The sequence below is a fragment of the Yersinia sp. Marseille-Q3913 genome (assembly GCF_963892745.1).
Classification (GTDB): Bacteria; Pseudomonadota; Gammaproteobacteria; order Enterobacterales; family Enterobacteriaceae; genus Yersinia; species Yersinia bercovieri.
The window spans coordinates 14621-37549 of record NZ_CAWQAF010000005.1; the positions used below are offsets into that span (position 1 = coordinate 14621).

Here is a 22929-nt window from a genome sequence, read left to right on the forward strand (position 1 = left end):
AAAACCATATTATACGTTATATAGCTTTTGTGAATACTAATCTAACTTACCGTACTTTGAACTAGCCCATAATCTGGCACTCTGAGCGATAAATATCTTAACGAGTACGTCGCCAACCAATAAACCAAGCTAATATGCCTACCGTAATGAATCCTATAGAGATTTCCATTTCACTGGCTAAGAATAAAATAGTACCGCTCACTAACAGTGTAGCGCCAACACCAAACAAATACCGTGACTGCCCCTGACGTTGTTGCTGGCCTTGTATCTGTATAGTGAGCTTATCCACACTTTGTTGTAATAATTTATGCTGCTGTAAGCTGTCGTAAACCAGTTCTGGCAATTCAGGAAATTTTTCAGCCCAGAATGGGGCCTTTTCTTTCAATGCACGGATCACTGCGGGCAGACCGACCTGATCCCGTAGCCAACTTTCAAGAAAAGGTTTGGCCGTCGTCCAGAGATCAAGCTGAGGGTATAGCTGACGCCCTAACCCTTCGACATATAACAAGGTTTTCTGCAGCAGCACGAGTTGTGGCTGCACTTCCATATTAAAGCGGCGCGCGGTATTAAAGAGGTTCAACAGCACATGCCCGAATGATATCTCTGCCAGTGGTTTTTCGAAAATAGGTTCGCAAACAGTACGAATAGCAAACTCAAAATCTTCTACATTAGTGTCACGGGGAACCCAACCAGAATCGACATGCAGTTCGGCAACCCGCCGGTAGTCGCGGTTAAAGAAAGCAATAAAGTTTTCAGCAAGATAGCGCTTATCCGCTTTGTTTAGCGAACCGACAATACCACAGTCAATACCAATATAAAGCGGATCATGGGGATGCTCATAACTGACAAAAATATTCCCTGGATGCATATCTGCATGGAAAAAACTGTCGCGAAAAACCTGAGTGAAGAAGACTTGAACCCCGCGCTCAGCCAGCAGTTTCATATTTGTGCCTTGAGCTTCCAAAGCGGCAATATCAGATACTGGGATGCCGTAAATCCGCTCCATCACCAAGACACTTTCCCAGCAATAGTCGGAATATACCTCTGGAATATAGAGCATGGGGCTGTTTTCAAAATTACGACGCAATTGAATGGCATTAGCTGCTTCACGCAGCAGGTTTAGCTCATCAAGCAGTGTTTTTTCATATTCACGCACCACTTCCCGTGGACGTAGTCTACGTCCATCAGGTAGCAGTTTGGGGACCCAACCCGCCAAACGGTACATCAAGCGCACATCTGCTTTGATAATCGGCAAAATATCAGGGCGAATAACTTTGAGCACCACTTCCTGACCGTTATGCTTTAAGCGCGCGGTGTGTACTTGAGCAATAGATGCTGAAGCTAGCGCTTGCTGGTCAAAGTCGTCAAACCATGTTTCTAAAGGTCCGCCCATCGCTATTTCGATGTGCTTTCTTGCGAGTGCACCATCAAATGGAGCAACCCGATCCTGTAACATCGCAAGTTGATCGGCTATTGTCGGTGGGAAAAGATCACGGCGGGTGGACATCATCTGACCAAATTTGATCCAGACTGGCCCTAATTCTTGCAAGGCAAGGCGCAGACGCTCACCTAATGGCATCTCTTTATGCCGATTTGGCAGCCAGAAAAACAGATAACGACCAATACGCAGTGGTAGCGTCAAACGTATCTTCGGGATTAATTCATCCAGCCCGTAACTCAAAAAAACCCGAATAATTAGATACAGGCGCCGAAGTTCTCCTGGCGTCATTGTTTTGTCTCCATGGTTGCCAATCTGGCACTCAAAGCCTCAGTCTCTCGGGCAATAGCGTCAACCTCTTCATTAAACCACACCACTTCCAGTGGTGCTGGAGCCATCTTCCATTCTTCAGTGATGGCTTCAGCCAGATAGTGTTGCTGCTGTCGCAATTGTTCACGAAGAACATAGTGGCTCTTATGTACCACCTGCCCAATAGTTTCTGCCGCAATATCACCGATATAGGGTGCTAACCATTCCGCGGGATCCCACTCTGCGAGATCCAAAAGAGCAACAAGTTGTTGAACTACCTGAATGTCACCTTCGACGATCAGCTCACCACTGCGCATTAAAGGTGAAAGTTGCTGCCGGTCACGCAGTTTTGCCAACACAGCAACTTCCGTTTTTACTATGCAATCCGCATCACCATCCCATTGGCTTAAAACATCCACCTGCCGTTCGCTGAAGATGAGTAGCAAAGGGAAACTCATCTCACGTAACTCGATACGCAAGACCTTCCCCGCCAAACGTAAACGCGCAGCTTTCATGCTCTTATCGCGAAATAGCACACTATTTAATGATGTTTCTATAGTGGCTGTTATTAGCGGTGACAGCAGTGTAGGCTTTAATGAAAATGGCTTAAATAACAGTGTTCTTAGCGGCATATCCATATTCCTGTTAAAACTTAAAACCCCGATGTAATGCAACAATGCCACCGGTTAAGTTGGAATAAGTTACGTTTTCGAACCCAGCATCAATCATCATGCCTTTGAGTGTTTCTTGATCAGGGTGCATCCGAATAGATTCCGCCAAATAACGATAACTTTCAGAATCCTGAGCTACAAGCTCACCAATTTTAGGCAAGATATGGAAGGAGTATGCATCATAGGCTTTGCTCAAAGGCTCCAGAAGCGGTTTGGAGAACTCAAGAACGAGCAAACGACCACCGGGTTTTAAGACACGAAACATTGAGCGCAACGCTTTTTCTTTTTCGGTTACATTTCTTAAACCAAATGAAATAGTAATACAATCAAAGTAGTTGTCAGGGAAAGGTAGCGCCTCAGCATTGGCTTGCACATAACTAACATTACCGACAATACCTTTGTCACGCAGCTTTTCACGGCCCATACGCAACATAGATTCATTGATATCAGCCAGAACCACTTCACCCTGTTCCCCCACTAGGCGAGAGAACTTGGCCGTCAAATCTCCAGTACCACCTGCCAGATCCAATACCCGTTGACCGCGACGGACACCGCTACAGTCAATGGTAAAACGCTTCCAAATACGATGAACGCCGAACGACATCAGGTCATTCATCAGATCGTATTTAGCGGCTACGGAATGAAAAACTTCTGCCACCATGCCTTCTTTTTTTTCTTTGGCTACGGTGCGGAAACCAAAATGAGTGGTTTCCTTCTCCTGATCTACCATTTTTTATGCCTGCTTTTCAGTCAATCTTTCGAGGAAGTGTACCAGAACTCCGATGAAAGCCCCACCTCACCTGGTATTAAGGCCACTGCTTAACTGCAGTCTTCTCAACATCATACAGAAGAGGAACATGCAACTAACCCTGATACTTCAGCGGTGCGGGATCATCTATACCCATCTTACTGGGGTATGCCTCTGATTCCGCATCATCGGATAGCGCTAAATCGCCCTCTGGTTGATCTTCCATACTGGCTTTCCCTGCCAATAATGGACTAATTGGCCGTTTTACCTCGACCCCCAGAGTGCGAAAACCTTCAACTTGCCCTATCAGATTACCACGGCCTTGCGACAGTTTGTTCATTGCCTGACGATAACTTAGCTGCGCTTTATCGAGGCTTTGCCCCAATGACTCCATATCATCAACAAATAAACGTAATTTGTCATAGAGTTTGGCTGCTCTCTCAGCGATACGTTGTGCATTTTGGCTTTGATGCTCGTAGCGCCATAAATTAGTGATAGTACGTAAAGCCACCAGCAATGTTGTTGGGCTAACCAACATAATGTTGTGCTGTAGCGCTTCACTGATCAATTCGGGTTGGCGGTCGATAGCCACCAAAAAAGCAGGTTCTACCGGGATAAACATCAATACATAATCAAGTGAACGTAAGCCAGGAAGCTGCTGATAATCCTTGCGACCTAACATTTTGATATGAGCACGCAGCGACGATAAATGTTCATTCAACGCAACTTCGCGTTCAGCATCATCCTCACTATTAAAATAGCGTTCATAAGCCACCAGCGACATTTTAGCGTCAATAACAACATCTTTCCCCTGTGGCAAGCGGACGATAACATCTGGCTGCATGCGGCTACTGCTATCAATTTTTACACTCACCTGAGTTTGATACTCATAGCCTTCACGCAGCCCTGATGCTTCCAGCACTTTAGCCAGAACCACTTCGCCCCAGTTCCCCTGCGTTTTATTATCCCCTTTCAGGGCCTTGGTTAGATTTAGTGCTTCTCGTGCCATTTGTGCATTGAGTTGTTGTAGGCTACGAATTTCGTGAGTCAGAGTATGGCGCTCTCGAGCTTCCTGCCCGAAACTGTCCTGAACCTGGCGGCGGAAGCCATCCAGCTGTTCCCGCAAGGGCAACAACAAGCGGTCCAGACTCTGCTTATTTTGCTCATCTGCCCGCCGCCCTGTTTGTTCAAAAATACGGTTAGCCAGATTTTCGAATTGCGTAGTCAGCCGCTGCTCACTATTAAGGAGCAAACGCTGTTTCTCTTCTGCAGTCAGACGCGTCTCTTCCAGGCGAATAGTCACTTCCCGTAGCTCCGCCTCTTGGGCGCTATTCACTTCTCTTTGAGCGCGCAGCTCTTGATTGAGTTGGTCACATTCACTACGCCAATGAGCTAACTGTTGCAGTTTTTCAGCATTGCCCGCAAGTTGGCTGTGCAAATTGCGCTGCTCCAACTCACCTTGCCGTAGTTGCTGCTCATTGCGTTGCAAAGTAGACTGTAAATCCGCCGTATTCTGTTGGGCTTGCTGTAGCGCCTGCTCCAATAATCGCCGCTCAATATCTTGCTGTGCTTTATTACGCTGCTGATACAAGCTGGCAATCAACCACCCCATCAACCCGCCAATAAGGCAGCCACCCAGCCCATAAAATAAACTGATATCCACGGTTATCTCCCCATTAACCTAATGTCAGTCAAGGTAAGGGGATACTGTATGGATGTCCAGAGTGTTTTTTCCGTTACATTCTGTCTTGCGAAGCGGTGCGCATAAATAACAAGCAGACAAAAAAGTGCTCGCCATCTTGCGCAAAGTTAGGCTAAAACTGTCATCCGTTGACCACCGGCTGCCGCTTATGGACTTAATCTATCCAGCGAGAGAACCACTGAATACCGAATGCGCCTGGGGCCAAAATGCCGAAGGCCCAAATGAGGGCAGAAGTGATGTTAGCCAATTGAAAATAGAATTTTGGCATGGCACAGACACCGGCAACCAAAGGAACAACTGCACGTAATGGGCCGAAGAAGCGGCCAATAAAGGCACCAAAGAACCCCCAACGCTCAAAGAATGCATGGCCGCGCACGAGTAACTGGGGATTGCGGGAGAGTGGCCACAGGTTGCCTACACGGTCTTTATAATGGATACCAACCCAATATGAGGCCCAGTCGCCAAAAAAAGCACCGGCGGCGGCGGCGGCCCAAATTGGCCAGAATGAGATACCACTTTCACCGATTAGCGCACCCAGTCCGAGTAAGATAACCGTTGCAGGCAGCAGTAAAGAAAGGAAGGCGAGGGATTCACCAAAAGCGAGAATAAAGACGATAGGCATGGCCCATGACTCATGTTCGCGAACAAAATCAATAATGATAGTAATGATGTCATTCAGGGTCACATGCATTTTCCTATTGTTAAGAAAGTGGTCATTAGCATACTCAATGTATCGCTATTTTGGCTTAACAAATAATAAACGGCCGGAGGATCCCGACCGTTTATATAGATTAATGCGATGGATCAAGGGTATCAGGCGTTGGCAGTTACCACTTTATTACCAGCCATCTCGGCAGATCTGCGGATCCACAGTTCACGCCATTTTTTCAGTGCTGATATCAGGATAATGACACCCAGTGTCATCATAATAATAGAGATAATGCCGTTGAACAGGTTGTAACCCTTCGCTGCTGAATTGAAGTACACGTGAGTTATCATCCAGTAGCCAGCATAGTTTACGGTGACAAACAAATAAGCGAGAGGAATCACACAGGTCAGCATATAGATACGTTTGGTTGCCAAACGCAGAATAATAGTGGCACCAATGATTAACCCAACAGAAGCCATTAACTGGTTGGATACGCCGAATAGCGCCCAAACCGAATTGATGTCACCCGAGTTAAGGAGATAACCCCATAACGCACAAGCGATAACACTACATGCCAGGGTACCAGGTAACCAGTCGGTGCGTTTCAGTGGTGCCCAGATGTCACCCAAGAAATCTTGCAGCAGGTAGCGAGCAACGCGGGTGCCTGAGTCAACGGCGGTTAGGATAAATACAGCTTCAAACATAACAACAAACTGGAAGAAGTAAGCTGCCATGCTGCTGAACCATGGCACACGAATAAAGATATCCGTCATACCGACCGCTAAGGTTACAGCGCCACCGGTGCGGCCATAGAGGTCCAGACCAATTTCCTGACTCAGTTGTGGCAGGTTAACCACCTCCATACCCAGCAAGCTCCATGCTTCAGCGGAAGAGTTAATGGCAAAGTAGTCAGCAGGATGCAGAGAGGTTGCCGCAATCAGGGCCATAACCCCAACCATACACTCGGCCAGCATCGCACCAAAGCCAACAGGTAAGATATCGCTCCATTTGTCGATCTGTTTTGGTGTTGTCCCTGAGCCGATAAAGGCATGGAAACCAGAAATAGCACCACAGGCAATAGTAATAGAGATAAACGGCCAGACTGGGCCTGCCAGCACTGGACCACCACCATGGATAAATTGTGTTAATGCTGGGAATTGAATTTCGGGGTTAATAAATACAACACCAACAATCAGCGCACCAAACACACCGATCTTCATAAAACTAGAAAGATAACCGCGAGGGGTCAGTAACATCCAAACAGGCAAGGCGGTCGCAAAGAAAGCATACATTGGCAGAATAATGCTGACGGTATCGGCTTTCAGCATTAACCAATCGCCGAGCCAAGTGCCTTCAATGTAAGGGCCGACAAATACGCACACCATGATAGCGGCGATACCGACATAAGAGGCCCCTTTCATGCTACCGGTCATGCGTTCCCATAAACCTACGCAGATAGCGATTGGGATTGTCATGAATACCGCGAAAGTACCCCAAGGGTTACGTTCCAAGGCATGTACCACAACCATTGATAACCCGGCCATGGTAATAGTGATAATGAATAGCATAGCAAGACCGGTGCACCAGCCAGCGACCGGACCAAGTTCTGATTTAGCGACTTCTGATAGGGATTTCCCTTGATGTCTCATTGACGCAAACAGAACCACGGTATCGTGAACAGCACCGCCAATAACACAACCGATCAGCAGCCACAGGAAGCCGGGTAAATAGCCATATTGGGCTGCCAGCACTGGGCCAACCAAAGGGCCAGCCGCAGCAATTGCTGCAAAGTGGCTGCCAAAGTTCACCCATTTTTTAGTCGGAACGTAATCTTTACCATCTTCAAAGGTGTGGGAAGGTGTAACTTCACTGTCATCGACCCGCAGTACCTTACGAACAAAAAAGATACCGTATAAACGGTAGCAGATTGTCAGGATACACGCGGACGCGATAACAAAGGTAATCGCATGTTGCATGAGCATTCTCTCCAGGGAATTTGTCAGGCGTTAACATACGCCTGACGCCTAAGAGAAATATCAGCGATCTGGTTAAGCGGTAGTTTGTATCATTAAGCGGTTAAAAAGAGCTACTCAGTGGCAGCTCAGTGCGAGATAAAAGCGGATGAATGGCATATAGGAAAAAATCACTCTAAGAAATAGGACTGTAACTTTTCACGCTCAAGGCTGCCTAGGCCAAATTCATGTTGTAACCAATGCTCACGGCTACCATATCGCTCTTGAATGCTACGCAGCGCAGTTTGAATAAACTCTTCTCTGGCTGACAATACGAAAGCAAATTGCCTTAGCGCCTCATCGTTGAGTTTCACTGACAACTCAGCCAGCATATGTTCACGGAAAGGCGTCAGTGTGGTTTCGGTCAACAGGTAATCTTCCAATACCGTTGATTCGTCGGCACCTAGCGCAAATAGCACCAGCGCAGAACCCACACCGGTGCGGTCTTTCCCGACAGCACAATGCTGTACGACACTGGCAGCAGTGTGTTCTGGCGAAGCGCAGTTTTGCAACAAACCCGTCAGTTGTTTATAAGCCTGATTATTAAACGGTAATCGGTGATAAAGCTCTAACATAAAGGCGCGGGCATCAAATGCCGCTAGCGTCTCATTAGTCAGTTTTTCCAGATTGGCATTCACCTCGCTACTTAGCGGGTTGGCTGGAGTGTTGTGGTAGCTGGCCCCTTGCCACACCACATCTGGCTTGGCCTGAACCTCATCAGCATCACGATAATCAAGAATTTGAGCAACAGGGCCGCGGCTGAGAACATCACAATCTTTGGCACTCAAGCGATCGAGTGAACCAGAGCGAAAGAGCAGACCGCGCTTGATGCGCCGACCATCAGCGACAAGATTACCACCGAGATCACGAAAGTTAATGCCACCATCCAGTGGCAACAGGGAAGGATGAGAGAGCGCAGGTTTCGTCATGTTTTCCTCTTATTATTGTCCTTTATGTGAGCTACGACCTTACCAGATAACCGGATAAAATAAAAAACGGACCAGTAAACTGACCCGCTCATCGCACTTTGATTGGCACTTGGTCCATAAACAGCGAACTGTTACAGCAGGTGGCGTGCGGCTTCTACCACAATTTTCACCGCGTGGCTTTCGGTCGCTTTCATCGTTTCTTCGTTCGGGATCTCTTGCTGGGTGCGGTTTACAATCACCCCGGCGACCATACCGGCGCGCAGGCCCTGGCTGGCACACATGGTTAGCAAGGTTGCAGATTCCATTTCATAATTCATCACGCCCATAGATTGCCACTCTTCCATGGAGCCTTTAAAACGGCGAACAACACGGCCAGAGAAAGTGTCGTAACGCTCTTGTCCTGGATAGAAAGTATCTGAGGAAGCGGTAACACCAATGTGGGTGGTTGCGCCCACTGATTTTGCGGCATTAACCAGTGCGGTTGTGCAGGCAAAATCAGCCACTGCTGGGAACTCCATTGGGGCAAAGTGCAGGCTGGCACCATCTAAACGCACCGCCGCCGTGGTGACCAAAACATCACCAACATTAATATGTGACTGAATAGCACCAGTAGTACCAATACGTAGGAACGTCCGAACACCGAGCTGCGCTAACTCTTCAACAGCAATCGAAGTCGAAGGGCCGCCAATACCGGTTGAGCAAACAATCACTGCTTTGCCGTCTAATTCAGCGCGCCATGAGGTAAATTCACGATGAGAAGCCAGATGTACTGGGTTATCCATCAATTTAGCGATTTTCTCAACACGTTGCGGATCACCCGGCACGATAGCCAGAGTTGCCCCTTGCAGATCATTTTTAGTCAGGCCTAGGTGAAAAACGTCGGATTTAGCCATGTGTGAGACTCCTCTTTCATGAGAGATGTTGTAGGGGGTACAAAGAGATACTTTACTCAAAATCATCACATTATTTCGTGATGACAGTCACTTTGATAAAAGAAATGGTAATAGCGAATACATTATAATTGTGATCAAGATCACACTTAATATCAATTAAGACTATTTATCGTCCAAAAACAGTCCGTTGCAGTCGCCATTTTGCATGTGAATGACAATGATAGAACTCATTGATCAATGTCGTACCAATATCTTTTCAGTATTTGTCAGCCTGACTTATCAAATTCCCTTTATGTCACCACAAAGTCATTAATCACGACAAAACCTGACCTCATAAATCTCAAAGATTACCTATAGTTAAATTCGGTAGCGGATAACACAGCAGTAATAATTTAGTGACGGCAATAATAGCTTATCGGGTAACTTTTCCTCATCTGCAAGGAGACCACAGTGAAAACTGATCTACTTATGACTCTCAGGCAGGCAGCAGGCGGCTTCACAGCTGCGGTATTACCATTAGCCTCGACGACCCGCCATACCGATCAACAAGGTATTCACTGCGGAGAAACCACCATTCCGTCTCAAGGTGATGAGTTACCGGCTTATATTGCCAAGCCCGCCCAACACTCTGGGCCATATCCGGTGGTGATTGTTGTGCAGGAAATTTTTGGCGTGCATGAGCATATTCAGGATATCTGCCGCAGGTTGGCGAAGCGGGGATATCTGGCTATCGCACCGGAGCTCTATTTTCGCCAGGGTGATGCCAAAGAGTATGATGATATCAATGCGTTAGTTAAAAATCTGGTCAGCAAAGTACCCGACCGTCAGGTCATGGTCGATCTTGATCACACCGCACACTGGGCCTCTCGCCATGGCGGCGATACCAGCAAATTGGCGATTACAGGATTTTGCTGGGGTGGCCGAATAGCCTGGCTGTATGCCGCCCATAATCCGCAGCTCAAAGCTGCCGTGGCCTGGTATGGCAAACTGGTGGGTGAAAAAACCTTACTGTTACCCAAATATCCTGTTGATGTCGCTATCGATCTCAGCGCGCCTGTGCTGGGACTGTATGGCGGTAAAGATGGCAGTATCACGCCAGAGCACATCGACACTATGCGGCAAGCATTGCGCGCCGCCAATGCTGATGCCGAAATCATTGTTTATCCGCAGGCAGGACACGCGTTTAATGCCGACTATCGCCCCAGTTATCATGCAGAGTCTGCGCTGGATGGCTGGCAGCGGATGCTCGATTGGTTTGCTCAGCACGGCGTGGCCGCCAACCCGCTACCTGAAGAGGGCAAATAGCCACCATAAAAAGGGCGCAATATGCGCCCAAGTCTACAACACAGGATCAATCAGATCTGCTCTTCACGTAAACGCTGTGCAGCCAGCACCATGTTTGCCAATGCCTGGCGGGTTTCCGGCCAGCCACGGGTTTTCAGACCGCAGTCTGGGTTCACCCACAAACGTTCTGCTGGGATACGCTGAGCGGCTTTGCGTAATAGCGCTTCAATCCATTCCACACTGGGCACATTCGGCGAGTGAATATCATAAACGCCGGGACCAATCTCATTGGGATAGGCGAAATCTTCGAATGATTCCAGCAGCTCCATATCTGAGCGGGAAGTTTCAATGGTAATCACATCCGCATCCAGCGCAGCAATGGAATCCATGATGTCATTGAACTCGCAATAACACATATGGGTGTGAATTTGGGTATCGTTCTGTGCAACGGCTGCATTCAATTTAAAGGCGTCGACCGCCCATTGCAGATAGGCTTGCCAGTCGGCGCGGCGCAGCGGCAACCCTTCACGCAGTGCTGGCTCATCAATCTGGATGATACCAATACCTGCTTTTTCAAGATCTTCCACTTCATCACGCAGCGCCAGCGCAATTTGTTTGGCGATGGTTTCGCGGCTGACATCTTCGCGCGGGAATGACCAGCACAGAATGGTGACCGGCCCGGTCAACATGCCTTTTACTGGTTTGTCCGTCAGCGACTGGGCATATTTCGCCCATTCAACCGTAATGGCTTCCGGACGGCTGATGTCACCAATAATCACTGGCGGCTTGACACAGCGTGAGCCGTAGCTCTGCACCCAACCATTTTGGGTAAACACAAAACCATCCAAATGCTCACCGAAATACTCCACCATATCATTACGTTCAGCTTCACCATGTACTAGCACATCCAGACCCAAACGCTCCTGCTCCGCGATAGCTTGCTTGATATGCTCGCTGATACCAGTGCGGTAGTTTTTCCCATCCAAACGACCTTGTTTGAAGTCCAGACGTAGGCCACGGATCTCGGTGGTTTGCGGGAATGAGCCGATAGTGGTGGTCGGCCAGGCTGGCAAGTTAAAGCGCTTACGCTGTGCTGCTGCACGGGCCTCATAAGGCAGTTGGCGCTCAATATCTTGGGCAGTGATTGCCGCCAGACGTTGTTCCACTTGCGCATTATGTACACGACTGGAGGCACGACGGGCGCGGATTGGCGCACTGTAAGTGGCCAGTTCCGCCAGTTTGGCTTCACTCGGTGCATTCAGTGCCTGAGTCAGTAATGACAGCTCGGCACATTTTTGCAGAGCGAAGGCGAACCAGCTTTTCACCTCGGCATCAAGGTGCGTCTCTTCACTTAAATCAATCGGGCTGTGTAATAGGGAGCAAGAGCTGCCAAGCCATAACGGGCGGCTATTAATCAGTGGTTTCAGGCGTTCGAACCAATGACTGAGATCAGCACGCCAGACGTTACGGCCATTGATAACCCCCAGTGATAGCAGCCACTCTTTTGGCAGTTTTGCATTCAGAACCGCAATATCATCCTGACCGGCAACCACATCCACATGCAGACCTTGCACCGGCAATGCCCGGATAGTGTCGAGGTTATGGCCGATGCTGTCGAAATAAGTGGTCAGCAGCAATTTAACCTGGCCCTGCAATGCCTGATAAGCCGGTTGATAGGCATCCAGCCACTCTTGCGGGAGTTCCAGTACCAGTGCGGGTTCATCAATCTGCACCCACTCAATACCGCGCTTAGCCAGTTCAGCCAGAACTTGCTGATAAACCGGCAGAATATCTTTCAGCAATGAGAGGCGATCGAACTGCTCACCTTTCACTTTACCCAGCCACAAGTAAGTCACTGGGCCAAGCAGTACAGGTTTGATTTTGTGGCCCAAGGCCAGTGCTTCATCCACTTCATCCAGCAGTTGAGTCCAGCCCAGTTTGAACTGCTGGCCTTGCTGGAACTCCGGCACCATGTAGTGATAGTTGGTATTAAACCATTTGGTCATTTCTGCCGCAGCCGCTGGTGTGCCAGTGGGCGCACGGCCACGACCAATACGGAATAGGGTATCAAGATCAATCGAACCATCGGCATTCTGATGGCGCTCAGGGACGTTACCCAGCAGCAAACTGGTGGTCAATACATGGTCATACCAGGCAAAATCGCCCACTGGCACTAAATCAACGCCAGCTTGCTGCTGTTGTTGCCAATGACGGGCGCGCAATTCACGACCCACATTGAGCAATTCCTCTTGCGTGGAGTTGCCTGCCCAGTAACTTTCTTGTGCTTTTTTCAGTTCACGTTTCAGACCTACACGCGGAAAACCCAGTGTGTGATTTAAAATTGTCATCGTCATATTTCCCATTTAGCCATCCAGATGTTTACACATCCATAATCAGCAGGTACTGTATAATCCACAAGCGCAATTTGTTCACTGTCACTGTGAAGGACTCTCATGATCGAACTGAAACACTTACGCACCCTGCAAGCTTTGCGTAATACCGGCTCACTGGCGGCAGCGGCGACACAACTTCATCAGACCCAATCGGCCTTGTCCCATCAATTCAGCGATCTGGAACAACGTCTGGGCTTTCGTCTGTTTGTGCGTAAAAGCCAGCCGCTGCGCTTCACCACGCAAGGAGAGATCCTGTTACAACTGGCTGAGCAAGTGCTGCCACAGATAAAACAGGCATTGCAAACCTGCAACGAGCCGCACCAAACTGCGCTACGTATCGCAATCGAGTGCCATAGCTGCATTCAATGGCTAACGCCAGCACTGGATAACTTCCACAAAAACTGGCCGCAAGTGGCGATGGACTTCCAATCCGGTGTGACCTTCGACCCGCAACCCGCCTTGCAGCAAGGGGAGCTGGATCTGGTGCTGACATCAGATATTTTACCGCGCAGTGGTTTGCACTATTCGCCCATGTTTGATTTTGAAGTCCGTTTGGTGTTGGCACCGGACCACCCATTAGCCAATAAAGCCCGCATCGAGCCGGAAGATTTAGCGCCAGAGGTGTTGATGATCTACCCGGTGCAGCGGCAGCGATTAGATATCTGGCGGCATTTTCTGCAACCGTCAGGGGTCACTCCAGTGCTGAAAAATGTCGATAACACCTTGCTACTGATCCAAATGGTGTCTGCACGAATGGGGATCGCCGCCCTCCCTCATTGGGTGGTGGAGAGTTTTGAACATCAGGGGCTAATTACCACCAAAACATTGGGGGATGGTTTATGGAGCCGGTTATACGCTGCCGTCCGTGATGGAGAGCAGCGCCAACCGGTGACTGAGGCATTTATTCGTTCGGCCCGGCAGCACGCTTGCGATCATCTGCCCTTTGTAAAGAGTGCGGAGCGACCCAACGCCGGTGTACCCATAACGAGGCCATTATCACAGTTGCCCCAATGATAAAGCTGGGCCAATGGGGTTTTTCCTGCCAGATGGCCAGATTCACCAGTAACCCAGCCGGAACATGCACGTTATTCATTATACCTAAGGTGCCGGCATCGACCTGTGTCGCACCATAGTTCCACATGAAATAACCTAAGCCGGAAGCGCCAATGCCAAGCCACACCAGCACCCCCCATTGCAGTTCAGTGGTCGGTAGTTTTTGTGGATTGCCAAAAGCAAACCAGGCAAAGACCGCAACCAAAAAAGCACCGACATAGAACCATGAGAAGGCCACATGCTGCGGGATCGGGTGGAGTTCCATCAGCCGCTTATACCCCACCTGCCCGATGGCAAAACAGAGATTTGCCGCTTGTACCAGCACCAATCCCCACCAAAAATGCTCACTCAGGTGATCATAACGAATGATAGCCGCCCCCACTACCGCCAATAGTGCACTGAGAGCATAGCCCCAACGCAGGCGCTGACGACGCAGCAAATCATAAATTAATGTGACATACAGCGGGGTCATCACGGTAAACAGCAAAAATTCCGGCACAGTCAGGTAGAGATAGGCGCGGAAGCTGAATAAATACATGATACCTAACTGAATTGCGCCCACCACCATATACAGCAGGATCACTCGCCAGCTGATATTGCGCCAACGCAGGAACGGCAAAAAGACCAGTGCAGCCAGTCCTACCCGCATCAACACGGAGAACCAGCTATCCACCTGCCCTGCCAGATATTCGCCAATCAGGCTAAAAGAGAATGCCCACAAAATGGTGGTAATGACCAGTAATGGCACGATAATTTGGCTCAATGAGGTGATAAAGTGCCATTGTAGCGGAAGTGAGGGACCAGTTTTGTGCGAAGTGGGTTTACAACTGGTTAAAAGTAAACCCACCGAGCTACATCCCGACCCCAATGATGGTCAAAATCAGGGGGGTCGTGATTGCGGCCAGCACTGTGGACATCACCAAACTGGCGGCAGCGGGGCCAGTTAGCACGTTAAACTGACGTGACATCAGATAGACATTCACACCTGTCGCCATTGATCCCAGCAGCACCACCACTTGGGTTTCTAGCACCGGTAGATTCATCGCCCATGCCAGCGCCCAAATCACCATTGGTTGAACAATCAATTTGAGGAAGCAGATGGCGCTGCTGATTTGCCAGCCTTCGGTGACTCGGTATTCCGCCAACCCCATTCCCAGCACGATCAATGAGAGCGGTGGCGCGACTTGCCCCAGCATGGTAACCGGTTGGTCGATAAACTGCGGCAGTTGCAAACCCGTCAGGCTGAATAAGGTGCCGGAGATAATCCCGATAATCAGCGGGTTGGTCAGCACACTACGCGCCGTTTTCACAAAACCCGCCATTGTCGGTGAACCATTGCGCGCCCACTCCACCGAAATCGTCACTAATGTCCACAAAATCAGGCCATTAAATACCAATACCAGCGCCACTGCCGGAATAGATTTCTCCCCCAGCATAATGGTGGCGATGGGTAGCCCCAACATCACGTTATTGGAGAAAATCCCGCCAAGGGCAAATACCGAGCCGGATACACCATCCAGATGAAACACCCGACTGGCGATAATTCGCCCGATAACAAACACCACCAGGCAACTACCAAAAAAGGCGAGCAGCAGACGCGCATCTACCGCTGGGCGCTCGGAGAAGTCGCACATCATACGAAACAGCATGGCGGGCAGCGCGAGGGAGAAAACAAAGCGGGTCAGGCCATCAGTGATAGTGGATGGCCACTTACCGAATCGCACCAAACAGTACCCCAGTGCGAGCAGAACAAATAGCGGTGAAGACAAGACAATCTGGTGCCAGAGCGAAATAACAAAGGCGGGCATGGTGTACTTCCTGTCAGACCGGGCCAGGTCAGCCCGTAAAAAATACAAGAATGGCTGACCCTGTTCCGTTTTCTGTTCTGTTTAGACCAAAGTCATTGGAGGTACAGGTAGGCAGCCAGTAAGCAAATCCCGATGAGCTTACTCCAGTAAGTGACCGGGTGTGTGCACGCGGCTAACACCCCTGTAGCTTCAAGGACGATAATATTATATCAAAGTCATTGGAGTTACAGGTAGGCAGCCAGCAAGCGAATCCCGATGAGCATACTCAAGTATGTGATTCTGGTGAGTGAGCGCGGCTAACGCCCCTGTAGCTTCAAGGACGAGGATATATTAAATCTATACGGTCAGTACAGACACAATCAACACCCCAATTTAACAATTCCTGCGCTCGCGCGGGCTGATTGACGGTATAGACCAAAATACGTAGCCCAGCGGCCTTGAGCAGCGCCACTCGCTCAGCGGTCAGTTGCTTATGATTGATATGCAAAGAGATGCAATCCAGCTGTTGGGTCAATGCCTGCCAATTATCATCCCATTTATCCAGCAATAGCCCACGCGGCAGCTCCGGTGCTGCTTGCTGCGCGGCGGCTAAAGCATCAAATGAGAATGACGACAACAGCGGCGGTATCGCCTGATCTTGCCACAGCTGACCCGCCGCCAGCGCGATAACTCGCCCGGTGACCACTTCCGCACCGCTGGTCGGCTTAATTTCGATATTCGCGGCCATGCCGTATTGCGCGCAACGAGCCGCCACTTCTGACAGCAGTGGTAAGCGCTCACCCCGAAATTCGGGGCTATACCAGTCGCCCGCATCCAACTGAATCAGCTTCTCCCACGGCAATTCACCCGCAACGCCCCAGCCATTACTGGTCCGCTCCAGCGTGTCATCGTGCAGCAGAAATATCTGGCCGTCTTGCGATAACTTGGCGTCGAACTCAATCATTTTGTGACCATGACGCGCGCCGACCTCAATGGCCGCCAAAGTGTTTTCCGGTGCCAATGCGCCGCCGCCCCGATGGGCAACGATGGGAGGATAAGGCCAGTTTTTACTCATGATTCCATCCGTAGTCCGCTATCTGAATCAAAAAAGTGCAGCGCCGCAGGTGGCAGGGATAAGTACAGCACACTGCCCGCCGCCGGCATCTCTTCGTGGGATAAACGGGTAATGATACTCTGCCCACCCCACTGACCGTGTGCCAGATTGTCCGCCCCCAATAATTCCAGCGTTAACAGCGCCATCGGCACCCCCAGCGCTGAAGTTGTCTGCTGAATATGCTCCGGACGAATACCCAGGGTCAAGCGCCGATCAGCCCATTGTGGCCGAGGAGTTTCCAGCGGCAAGCGCATCCCATCGGATAAAATAAAGGCGCAGCCATCTGCACTGACCGTTCCGGCAAACAGATTCATGGCGGGTGAGCCGATAAAACTGGCGACAAACAGTGAGGCGGGCCGCTGGTAAACTTCGCTTGGTGTGCCAATTTGCTCCGCCACACCTTTGTTCATCACGATCACCCGCTGAGCGAGGGTCATCGCCTCCACCTGATCATGGGTCACGTACAAACTGGTGGTCTTCAGCCGACGATGCAGCTGTTGCAGTTCCAATCGCATCTGCACCCGCAGCTTGGCATCCAGATTAGACAGCGGCTCATCAAACAAGAAAACCGCCGGTTCACGCACAATGGCCCGCCCCATCGCCACCCGCTGCCGCTGGCCACCCGATAGCTCACGCGGTTTACGTTTTAGTAGCGGCTCCAGCTCCAGAATGCGGGCCGCTTCATCAACGCGCTGACGGATCTGCTCTTTGCCAAAACCGCGGATTTTCAGGCCATAAGCCATATTGTCAAACACGCTCATATGGGGATAGAGCGCATAATTCTGAAACACCATGGCGATGCCGCGATCTTTCGGTTCCAGATCGGTAACCCGCTGATTATCGATATAAATATCGCCACTGGTGGTGCGCTCCAGCCCCGCTACCATGCGCAGCAGAGTCGATTTACCACAACCGGAGGGGCCAACCATCACGATGAATTCACCGTCGGCGACATCTAAATCAATCTGCTTAATCACCGGCGTGATGCCATCGTAAGATTTAGTTACTGCCTGAAGCTTTAAACATGCCATATCAGATTACTTCTCACTGTCTACCAGGCCGCGTACAAACCAACGCTGCATCAGAAGGACCACCACGACCGGTGGAATTAAGGTCAGAATCATCGCCGCCATCACCTGATTCCACTGGGTGGGTGCGCCCGAGCTTGAGATCATGCTGCGAATTCCCGCCACCGCCGTGCCCATAGAGGCATCGCTGGTAATCAGGATTGGCCAGAGATATTGGTTCCAACCATAGATAAAGGTGATAACAAACAGCGCGGCCAAATTGGTTTTTGACAGCGGCAGGACGATATCCCAGAAAAAGCGCATCGCCCCTGCGCCGTCGATACGCGCGGCTTCCAATAGCTCATCCGGCAGGGTCATAAAAAACTGGCGGAAGAGGAAGGTGGCGGTGGCTGACGCCATCAGCGGCAGGGTCAGCCCGGTGTAGCTATCCAGCATATTCAGGTTTGCAATCACCTGAATTGTCGGGAAAATTCGCACTTCTACCGGCAACATCAGCGTCAAAAAAATCAGCCAGAAGAACAGATTGCGCAGCGGGAAGCGGAAATAAACGATGGCGTAGGCCGAGAGCATCGACACCGTGATCTTGCCGACGGTAATTGCCAACGCCATCACAAAACTGTTCAGCAGCATCAGCCCGAAAGGTGCGCTGTTATTGCCCACCCCCGCGTGCCAAATGTGGCTAATGTTCTGCCATAAATGCGGCCCTGGGATCAGGGTCATCGGCACCTGAAACACCTGAGTATCATCCAGCGAGGCCGCCACAAAGGCCACATAGAGTGGGAATAGAATCAGTAGCACGCCAATCATCAGCATGATGTGGCAAAAGATATCCAGCCCACGACGATTCTCAATCATTGGTAACGCACCTTACGCTCAACAAAGCGGAACTGGATAACCGTCAGGCCAATCACCAGCAACATCAGCACCACCGATTGGGCCGCAGAGCTGGATAAATCCAGTCCGGCAAAACCTTCGCGATAGATTTTATAGATCAGGGTGGTGGTGGCCTGCACCGGGCCACCGCCGGTCGCCGCATCAATAACCGGGAAAGTATCGAAAAAGGCATAAACCAGATTCACTACTAACAGGAAGAAACTGACTGGTGATATCAGCGGCAAGACCAAATTGAAGAAGCGGCGCACCGGCCCTGCACCATCAATGGCGGCAGCCTCAACCAGTGAGCGCGGAATAGATTGCAAAGCCGCCAGGAAAAACAGGAAGTTATAACTGATTTGCTTCCAAACTGAGGCCAACACCACCAAAAACATCGCCTGCCCGCTATTTTGTGCATGGTTCCAGTTGTAACCCAGTGAGGCAAGGAAGTGAGTTATCAAACCCAGCCCCGGATTGAACAGAAAGATCCACAAAACAGCAGCCACCGCAGGGGCGACGGCATAGGGCAGAATCATTAAGGTTTGATAGATACGGCTGCCGCGGATGACGTAATCCACCATTGCGGCCAGAAATAGCGACACAATCAGGCCAATCCCCGCCACTAGTGAACTGAAAATCAGCGTGGTGTAAAAGGAGGCTAAATAGTATTCGTCCTGGAAGAGCTGAATAAAGTTGCTCAGCCCGACAAACTCGCTGGAGAGGCCGAAGGGGTCCAGCATTTGTACCGAATACCACAGGGCTTCGCCGGCAGGCCACAGAAAGAACACCGCCGTAATAGCCAGTTGCGGGAAGACCAACAGGTAAGGCAACCAACTACAGGAGAAACCGGGACGGGAAGATGACATAAAATTAACCGCTTATCTGACTGGTGTTCGTGTGACACAAACCATTTGCCGTGACTGGCACTGCCAGTTTGGGTGTAAAAACCGCGCCCCAAACTGGCCAGTAGCGTCGCTGAATAGCCTTACTTATTCGCCTGCTCGAAGCGGCGCAGCAACACATCCCCCCTCTTCACTGCGCCATCCAATGCTTCCTGAGGCGTCTTTTTACCGGTCCACACCCCCTCCAGCTCCTCATCAACCACAGTACGAATCTGCGGCATATTACCCAGACGCAAACCCTTGGTATAAGGCAATGGCGGCTTATTCAACATTTGGCGCGTAGCAACATCAGCACCAGGGTTTTTCTCATAGAAACCCTGCTGTTTGGTTAGCTCATAAGCGGCGGTGGTGATCGGCAGATAGCCCGTCTTCTGGTGCCATTCGGCCGCGATTTCCGGCTGAGCCAGATATTGCAGGAACTCAGCTACCCCCTGGTAGGTCTCTTTATTTTTGCCGTCCATCACCCATAAACTGGCACCGCCGATAATGGCATTTTGTGGCGCATCTTTCGCATCGGCGTCGTAAGGCATCATGCCAACACCGTAGTTAAATTTCGCATATTGGCGGATATCGGCCAGTGAACCGGAAGAGGCGGTGGTGATGGCGCAATCGCCATTATAAAACTTGGCGGTCGACTCATCTTTACGACCAAAATAGGTGAAATCACCCTTTTTATTCATATCCGACAGCAGTTGAATATGCTTCACCTGCAATGGCTTATTGAACTCCAGCACTGCATCAGTACCATCAAAACCATTATTACGGCTGGCGATTGGCTGACCATGCCAGGCGCTGAAGTTCTCAATTTGAATCCACCCCTGCCAGCCGCTGGCGTAGCCACAGCTCGAACCGGCAGCACGTAACTTGGCGGTATCTGCCGCCAGCTCTTGCCAAGTTTTTGGCGGCTGATCCGGATTCAGACCCGCTTTTTTGAAGGCATCTTTGTTGTAATACAGCACCGGAGTGGAGCTGTTAAATGGCTGGGATAGTAAATGACCTGTTTTGGCGTCGGTGTAATAACCGGCTACTGTCGGCACGAAAACAGATTCATCAAAATTAATATTGGCGTCTTTAAACACCTGGAATACTGGCTTGATCGCCTTGCTGGCCATCATGGTCGCCGTACCCACTTCATAAACTTGCAAAATAGCCGGCGCTTTACCGGAACGGAAAGCCGCAATCCCCGCCGCCAGACTCTGCTCGTAGTTGCCCTTATAGACAGGAACGATTTTATAATCGCTATGCGACTGGTTAAAGCGGTCAGCTAACGAATCCACCTCTTTACCTAACTCCCCCTCCATGGAGTGCCAAAAAGGAATTTCCGTTACCGCCATGGCATTGGCACTAAATGCTAATGTCAGCGCGATACAAATTGATGTTTTACTAATAGTATTATTAAGCATAATCCGGCCCCTGAATAAATCTGTCTGACTCACCTCAATCAATTGCAGTGGATGAGCAATTTTGTTCGAAAGCAAACATGACACCACTTAGTGACAGAAATATAACTTTTACATGACAGAAAAATGACAAGTCACTAATAGAAAAACAAAAATGACTTTTTAACGCTAGGATTAATTAAATAAACTTGTAATCTAAGTTAATAAAGAGTCAATTAACAGAATGCATTAGCATATCAGATTACTCATAGTGATAAATATAATTTTTATATATCTCAGCAGTTACTCAGATTGATTTTTTCTCCTTAACACGACCAATTAATTATTGAGCCACCTGATATGCCGTGATAGCATCACCTCGCCCTGATGGATTAATCATATTAATGCGATTCTATTCACGCCCAACCTATTATCGCTACTATATATATCCATCAAATAAGCATCATAGAGTATGATATTGCCTTCTCAGGTATCATCTAGAGCAAGGCTTCATTTAAACATTAAAGGACTATTAGGTATTTATGATGAAAAAGACCCTACTTTCTATTATGACTATGGCAATATTGGCCAGCAGCACAGCAGCTTATTCAAATGCAGTAACCAAAGATATTACAGTTGAAGCAACAATCCCGGCATCATTCAGTATGAGTGATGATGCGGGGAAGGCAATTGAAAGCGCCCCTCTGAAAATGACGCCGGATGCCGATAATAAAGGCAGTTACATAATTACTAAGCCAGTCCGGTTCACTGGCAACGGTAAAGGCTTGACGATTACTATGAACAAAGAATTCAAGCTAGTAGAATCAACAGGCGCTATCAAAGAATTTACCGATATTGAACTAAAGCTGGATTCACAGGATCTGACGCTTCGCAACCAGGTTAAACTTGGACAGGATAAGCTTGGTCAAAGTGTTAACTTAGTTATTTCGGGTAAAGAACCAGATCATGCTATGGAAGGAGAGACATATAGTGGCACCCTTCAACTTAAATTAGAAGCTGACGCTTAATTACCACCATGCAGTATATATCTATTTGATTAACAGATGCAGCTGGGAAATTCAGTTCTCGGCTGCATTTCCCCCACTATGAAAGTTGAGTGATTACAATGAAATGGATTTCGCGACTTATTATTATAATGGCAATATTAGCTAGCAGTACAACTGCTTACTCAGCGCCAGTTGTACAAAATATTCCAGTTGAAGCAACCATTAAAAGTACTGTAACCATAACAAAGGCTAATGGCGATCCACTTGAATATATTGTATTAAAATTTCAGCCCCACGCGAGGATTTCCAAACGCTTTTTTCATACTGAGGATATTAAGTTAACAACAAACATGTCTGGGAAGGGTATCAATATTAGGTTAAAGGAAAAATTTGTTATGAGAGGTTTTTCAGGTTTTGATTACCGGTGGTTTGGATCGGGAGGAGGTAATATCAACGAAGAGAGAGAAGCAAGGATGGCGGCTGAGAAAATAGATAAGAGAAAAGCTCTCCACAATACAGTCAAGTTGGCTGGAAAGACGTTATCCACCAAGAGCGAAAAATATACTTTAGATGAGATAAATGACAACATGCCTTTATCAATCAGTGCTGGTGGGTTACGTGGAAAACCAGGTGATATATATAAAGGGATAATTAAGCTCGTTGTGGAACCTATACTTTAATCATATCTGAATATTTAATTTAAAACACACATACCATTTGAATATAACACTAGCCAGATGTTGGTTATTTTGAGTGGC

General features: G+C 49.1%; 20 protein-coding genes. 4 read left to right on the forward strand and 16 right to left on the reverse strand.

From position 1 onward, the window contains the following. Positions 1-97: 97 nt before the first annotated feature. The 8 genes from ubiB to udp form a co-directional block, all read right to left on the reverse strand. Positions 98-1729: a ubiquinone biosynthesis regulatory protein kinase UbiB gene (ubiB, locus tag AACW11_RS02525; RefSeq protein ID WP_212585823.1), complete on the reverse strand. Its 1632-nt coding sequence runs from the start codon at positions 1727-1729 to the stop codon at positions 98-100. Beyond that, complete coding sequence (gene ubiJ, locus AACW11_RS02530; RefSeq protein WP_212585824.1) at positions 1726-2379, reverse strand: ubiquinone biosynthesis protein UbiJ; 654 nt, start codon at positions 2377-2379, stop codon at positions 1726-1728. The genes ubiB and ubiJ overlap by 4 nt, the downstream gene beginning before the upstream one ends. 13 nt (positions 2380-2392) lie before the next feature. Continuing rightward, complete coding sequence (gene ubiE / locus AACW11_RS02535) at positions 2393-3148, reverse strand: bifunctional demethylmenaquinone methyltransferase/2-methoxy-6-polyprenyl-1,4-benzoquinol methylase UbiE (RefSeq protein ID WP_004875874.1); 756 nt, start codon at positions 3146-3148, stop codon at positions 2393-2395. A 133-nt stretch (positions 3149-3281) separates the two neighbouring features. Continuing rightward, positions 3282-4829, reverse strand: coding sequence for a DNA recombination protein RmuC (gene rmuC, locus AACW11_RS02540; protein WP_212585825.1), 1548 nt, complete (start codon positions 4827-4829; stop codon positions 3282-3284). Between the two features lie 193 nt (positions 4830-5022). Next, positions 5023-5553, reverse strand: a complete 531-nt coding sequence (locus AACW11_RS02545; RefSeq protein WP_212585826.1) for a DedA family protein — start codon at positions 5551-5553, stop codon at positions 5023-5025. A gap of 128 nt (positions 5554-5681) precedes the next feature. Then, a complete protein-coding gene (locus AACW11_RS02550) occupies positions 5682-7493 on the reverse strand; it encodes a carbon starvation CstA family protein (RefSeq protein WP_212585827.1) in 1812 nt (603 codons plus the stop codon). Positions 7494-7660: 167 nt separating this feature from the next. Beyond that, positions 7661-8458, reverse strand: a complete 798-nt coding sequence (locus AACW11_RS02555) for a tyrosine-protein phosphatase (RefSeq protein ID WP_212585828.1) — start codon at positions 8456-8458, stop codon at positions 7661-7663. A 131-nt stretch (positions 8459-8589) separates the two neighbouring features. After that, positions 8590-9351 carry a uridine phosphorylase gene (gene udp, locus AACW11_RS02560; RefSeq protein WP_004875869.1) on the reverse strand — a complete coding sequence of 254 codons (762 nt, stop codon included), beginning with the start codon at positions 9349-9351 and terminating at the stop codon, positions 8590-8592. A gap of 450 nt (positions 9352-9801) precedes the next feature. Here udp and AACW11_RS02565 point away from each other — a divergent pair, with 450 nt between their 5' ends. Beyond that, positions 9802-10656 carry a dienelactone hydrolase family protein gene (locus AACW11_RS02565; protein ID WP_212585829.1) on the forward strand — a complete coding sequence of 285 codons (855 nt, stop codon included), beginning with the start codon at positions 9802-9804 and terminating at the stop codon, positions 10654-10656. 50 nt (positions 10657-10706) lie between these two features. Here AACW11_RS02565 and metE read toward each other — a convergent pair whose 3' ends face one another. Continuing rightward, positions 10707-12983 carry a 5-methyltetrahydropteroyltriglutamate--homocysteine S-methyltransferase gene (gene metE / locus AACW11_RS02570; RefSeq protein ID WP_212585830.1) on the reverse strand — a complete coding sequence of 759 codons (2277 nt, stop codon included), beginning with the start codon at positions 12981-12983 and terminating at the stop codon, positions 10707-10709. Positions 12984-13088: 105 nt separating this feature from the next. Between metE and metR the strand changes: the two genes are divergently transcribed. Beyond that, entirely contained in the window at positions 13089-14042 is a 954-nt protein-coding gene (metR, locus tag AACW11_RS02575) for an HTH-type transcriptional regulator MetR (protein ID WP_212585831.1), read from the forward strand. On the opposite strand, the gene AACW11_RS02580 is transcribed toward metR, so the two are convergent. The 7 genes from AACW11_RS02580 to ugpB all read right to left on the reverse strand — a co-directional run bounded on the left by AACW11_RS02580 (position 13930) and on the right by ugpB (position 21188). Next, on the reverse strand, positions 13930-14829 hold the full coding sequence (locus AACW11_RS02580; RefSeq protein WP_212585900.1) for a carboxylate/amino acid/amine transporter: 900 nt from the start codon (positions 14827-14829) through the stop codon (positions 13930-13932). The genes metR and AACW11_RS02580 overlap by 113 nt on opposite strands. 103 nt (positions 14830-14932) lie before the next feature. After that, complete coding sequence (locus tag AACW11_RS02585; RefSeq protein WP_212585832.1) at positions 14933-15889, reverse strand: AEC family transporter; 957 nt, start codon at positions 15887-15889, stop codon at positions 14933-14935. Between the two features lie 313 nt (positions 15890-16202). After that, positions 16203-16943: a glycerophosphodiester phosphodiesterase gene (gene ugpQ, locus AACW11_RS02590; RefSeq protein WP_212585833.1), complete on the reverse strand. Its 741-nt coding sequence runs from the start codon at positions 16941-16943 to the stop codon at positions 16203-16205. Next, complete coding sequence (locus tag AACW11_RS02595) at positions 16940-18013, reverse strand: sn-glycerol-3-phosphate import ATP-binding protein UgpC (protein WP_212585834.1); 1074 nt, start codon at positions 18011-18013, stop codon at positions 16940-16942. Before AACW11_RS02595 ends, ugpQ begins: the two co-directional genes overlap by 4 nt. A gap of 6 nt (positions 18014-18019) precedes the next feature. Then, the gene (gene ugpE, locus AACW11_RS02600; RefSeq protein ID WP_212585835.1) at positions 18020-18865 is read right to left on the reverse strand and encodes a sn-glycerol-3-phosphate ABC transporter permease UgpE; all 846 of its coding nucleotides are present in this window, start codon (positions 18863-18865) and stop codon (positions 18020-18022) included. After that, positions 18862-19749 carry a sn-glycerol-3-phosphate ABC transporter permease UgpA gene (gene ugpA / locus AACW11_RS02605; RefSeq protein WP_212585836.1) on the reverse strand — a complete coding sequence of 296 codons (888 nt, stop codon included), beginning with the start codon at positions 19747-19749 and terminating at the stop codon, positions 18862-18864. Before ugpA ends, ugpE begins: the two co-directional genes overlap by 4 nt. A gap of 119 nt (positions 19750-19868) precedes the next feature. Then, positions 19869-21188: a sn-glycerol-3-phosphate ABC transporter substrate-binding protein UgpB gene (gene ugpB / locus AACW11_RS02610; protein ID WP_212585837.1), complete on the reverse strand. Its 1320-nt coding sequence runs from the start codon at positions 21186-21188 to the stop codon at positions 19869-19871. A 518-nt stretch (positions 21189-21706) separates the two neighbouring features. On the opposite strand from ugpB, the gene AACW11_RS02615 reads away from it, so the two are divergent. Together AACW11_RS02615 and AACW11_RS02620 are read left to right on the forward strand one after the other, a co-directional pair. Then, positions 21707-22192 (forward strand): CS1 type fimbrial major subunit, encoded by a 486-nt coding sequence (locus AACW11_RS02615; RefSeq protein ID WP_212585838.1) that lies wholly within the window; start codon positions 21707-21709, stop codon positions 22190-22192. A gap of 98 nt (positions 22193-22290) precedes the next feature. Beyond that, entirely contained in the window at positions 22291-22851 is a 561-nt protein-coding gene (locus tag AACW11_RS02620) for a hypothetical protein (protein ID WP_212585839.1), read from the forward strand. The last annotated feature ends 78 nt before the right edge of the window (positions 22852-22929 follow it).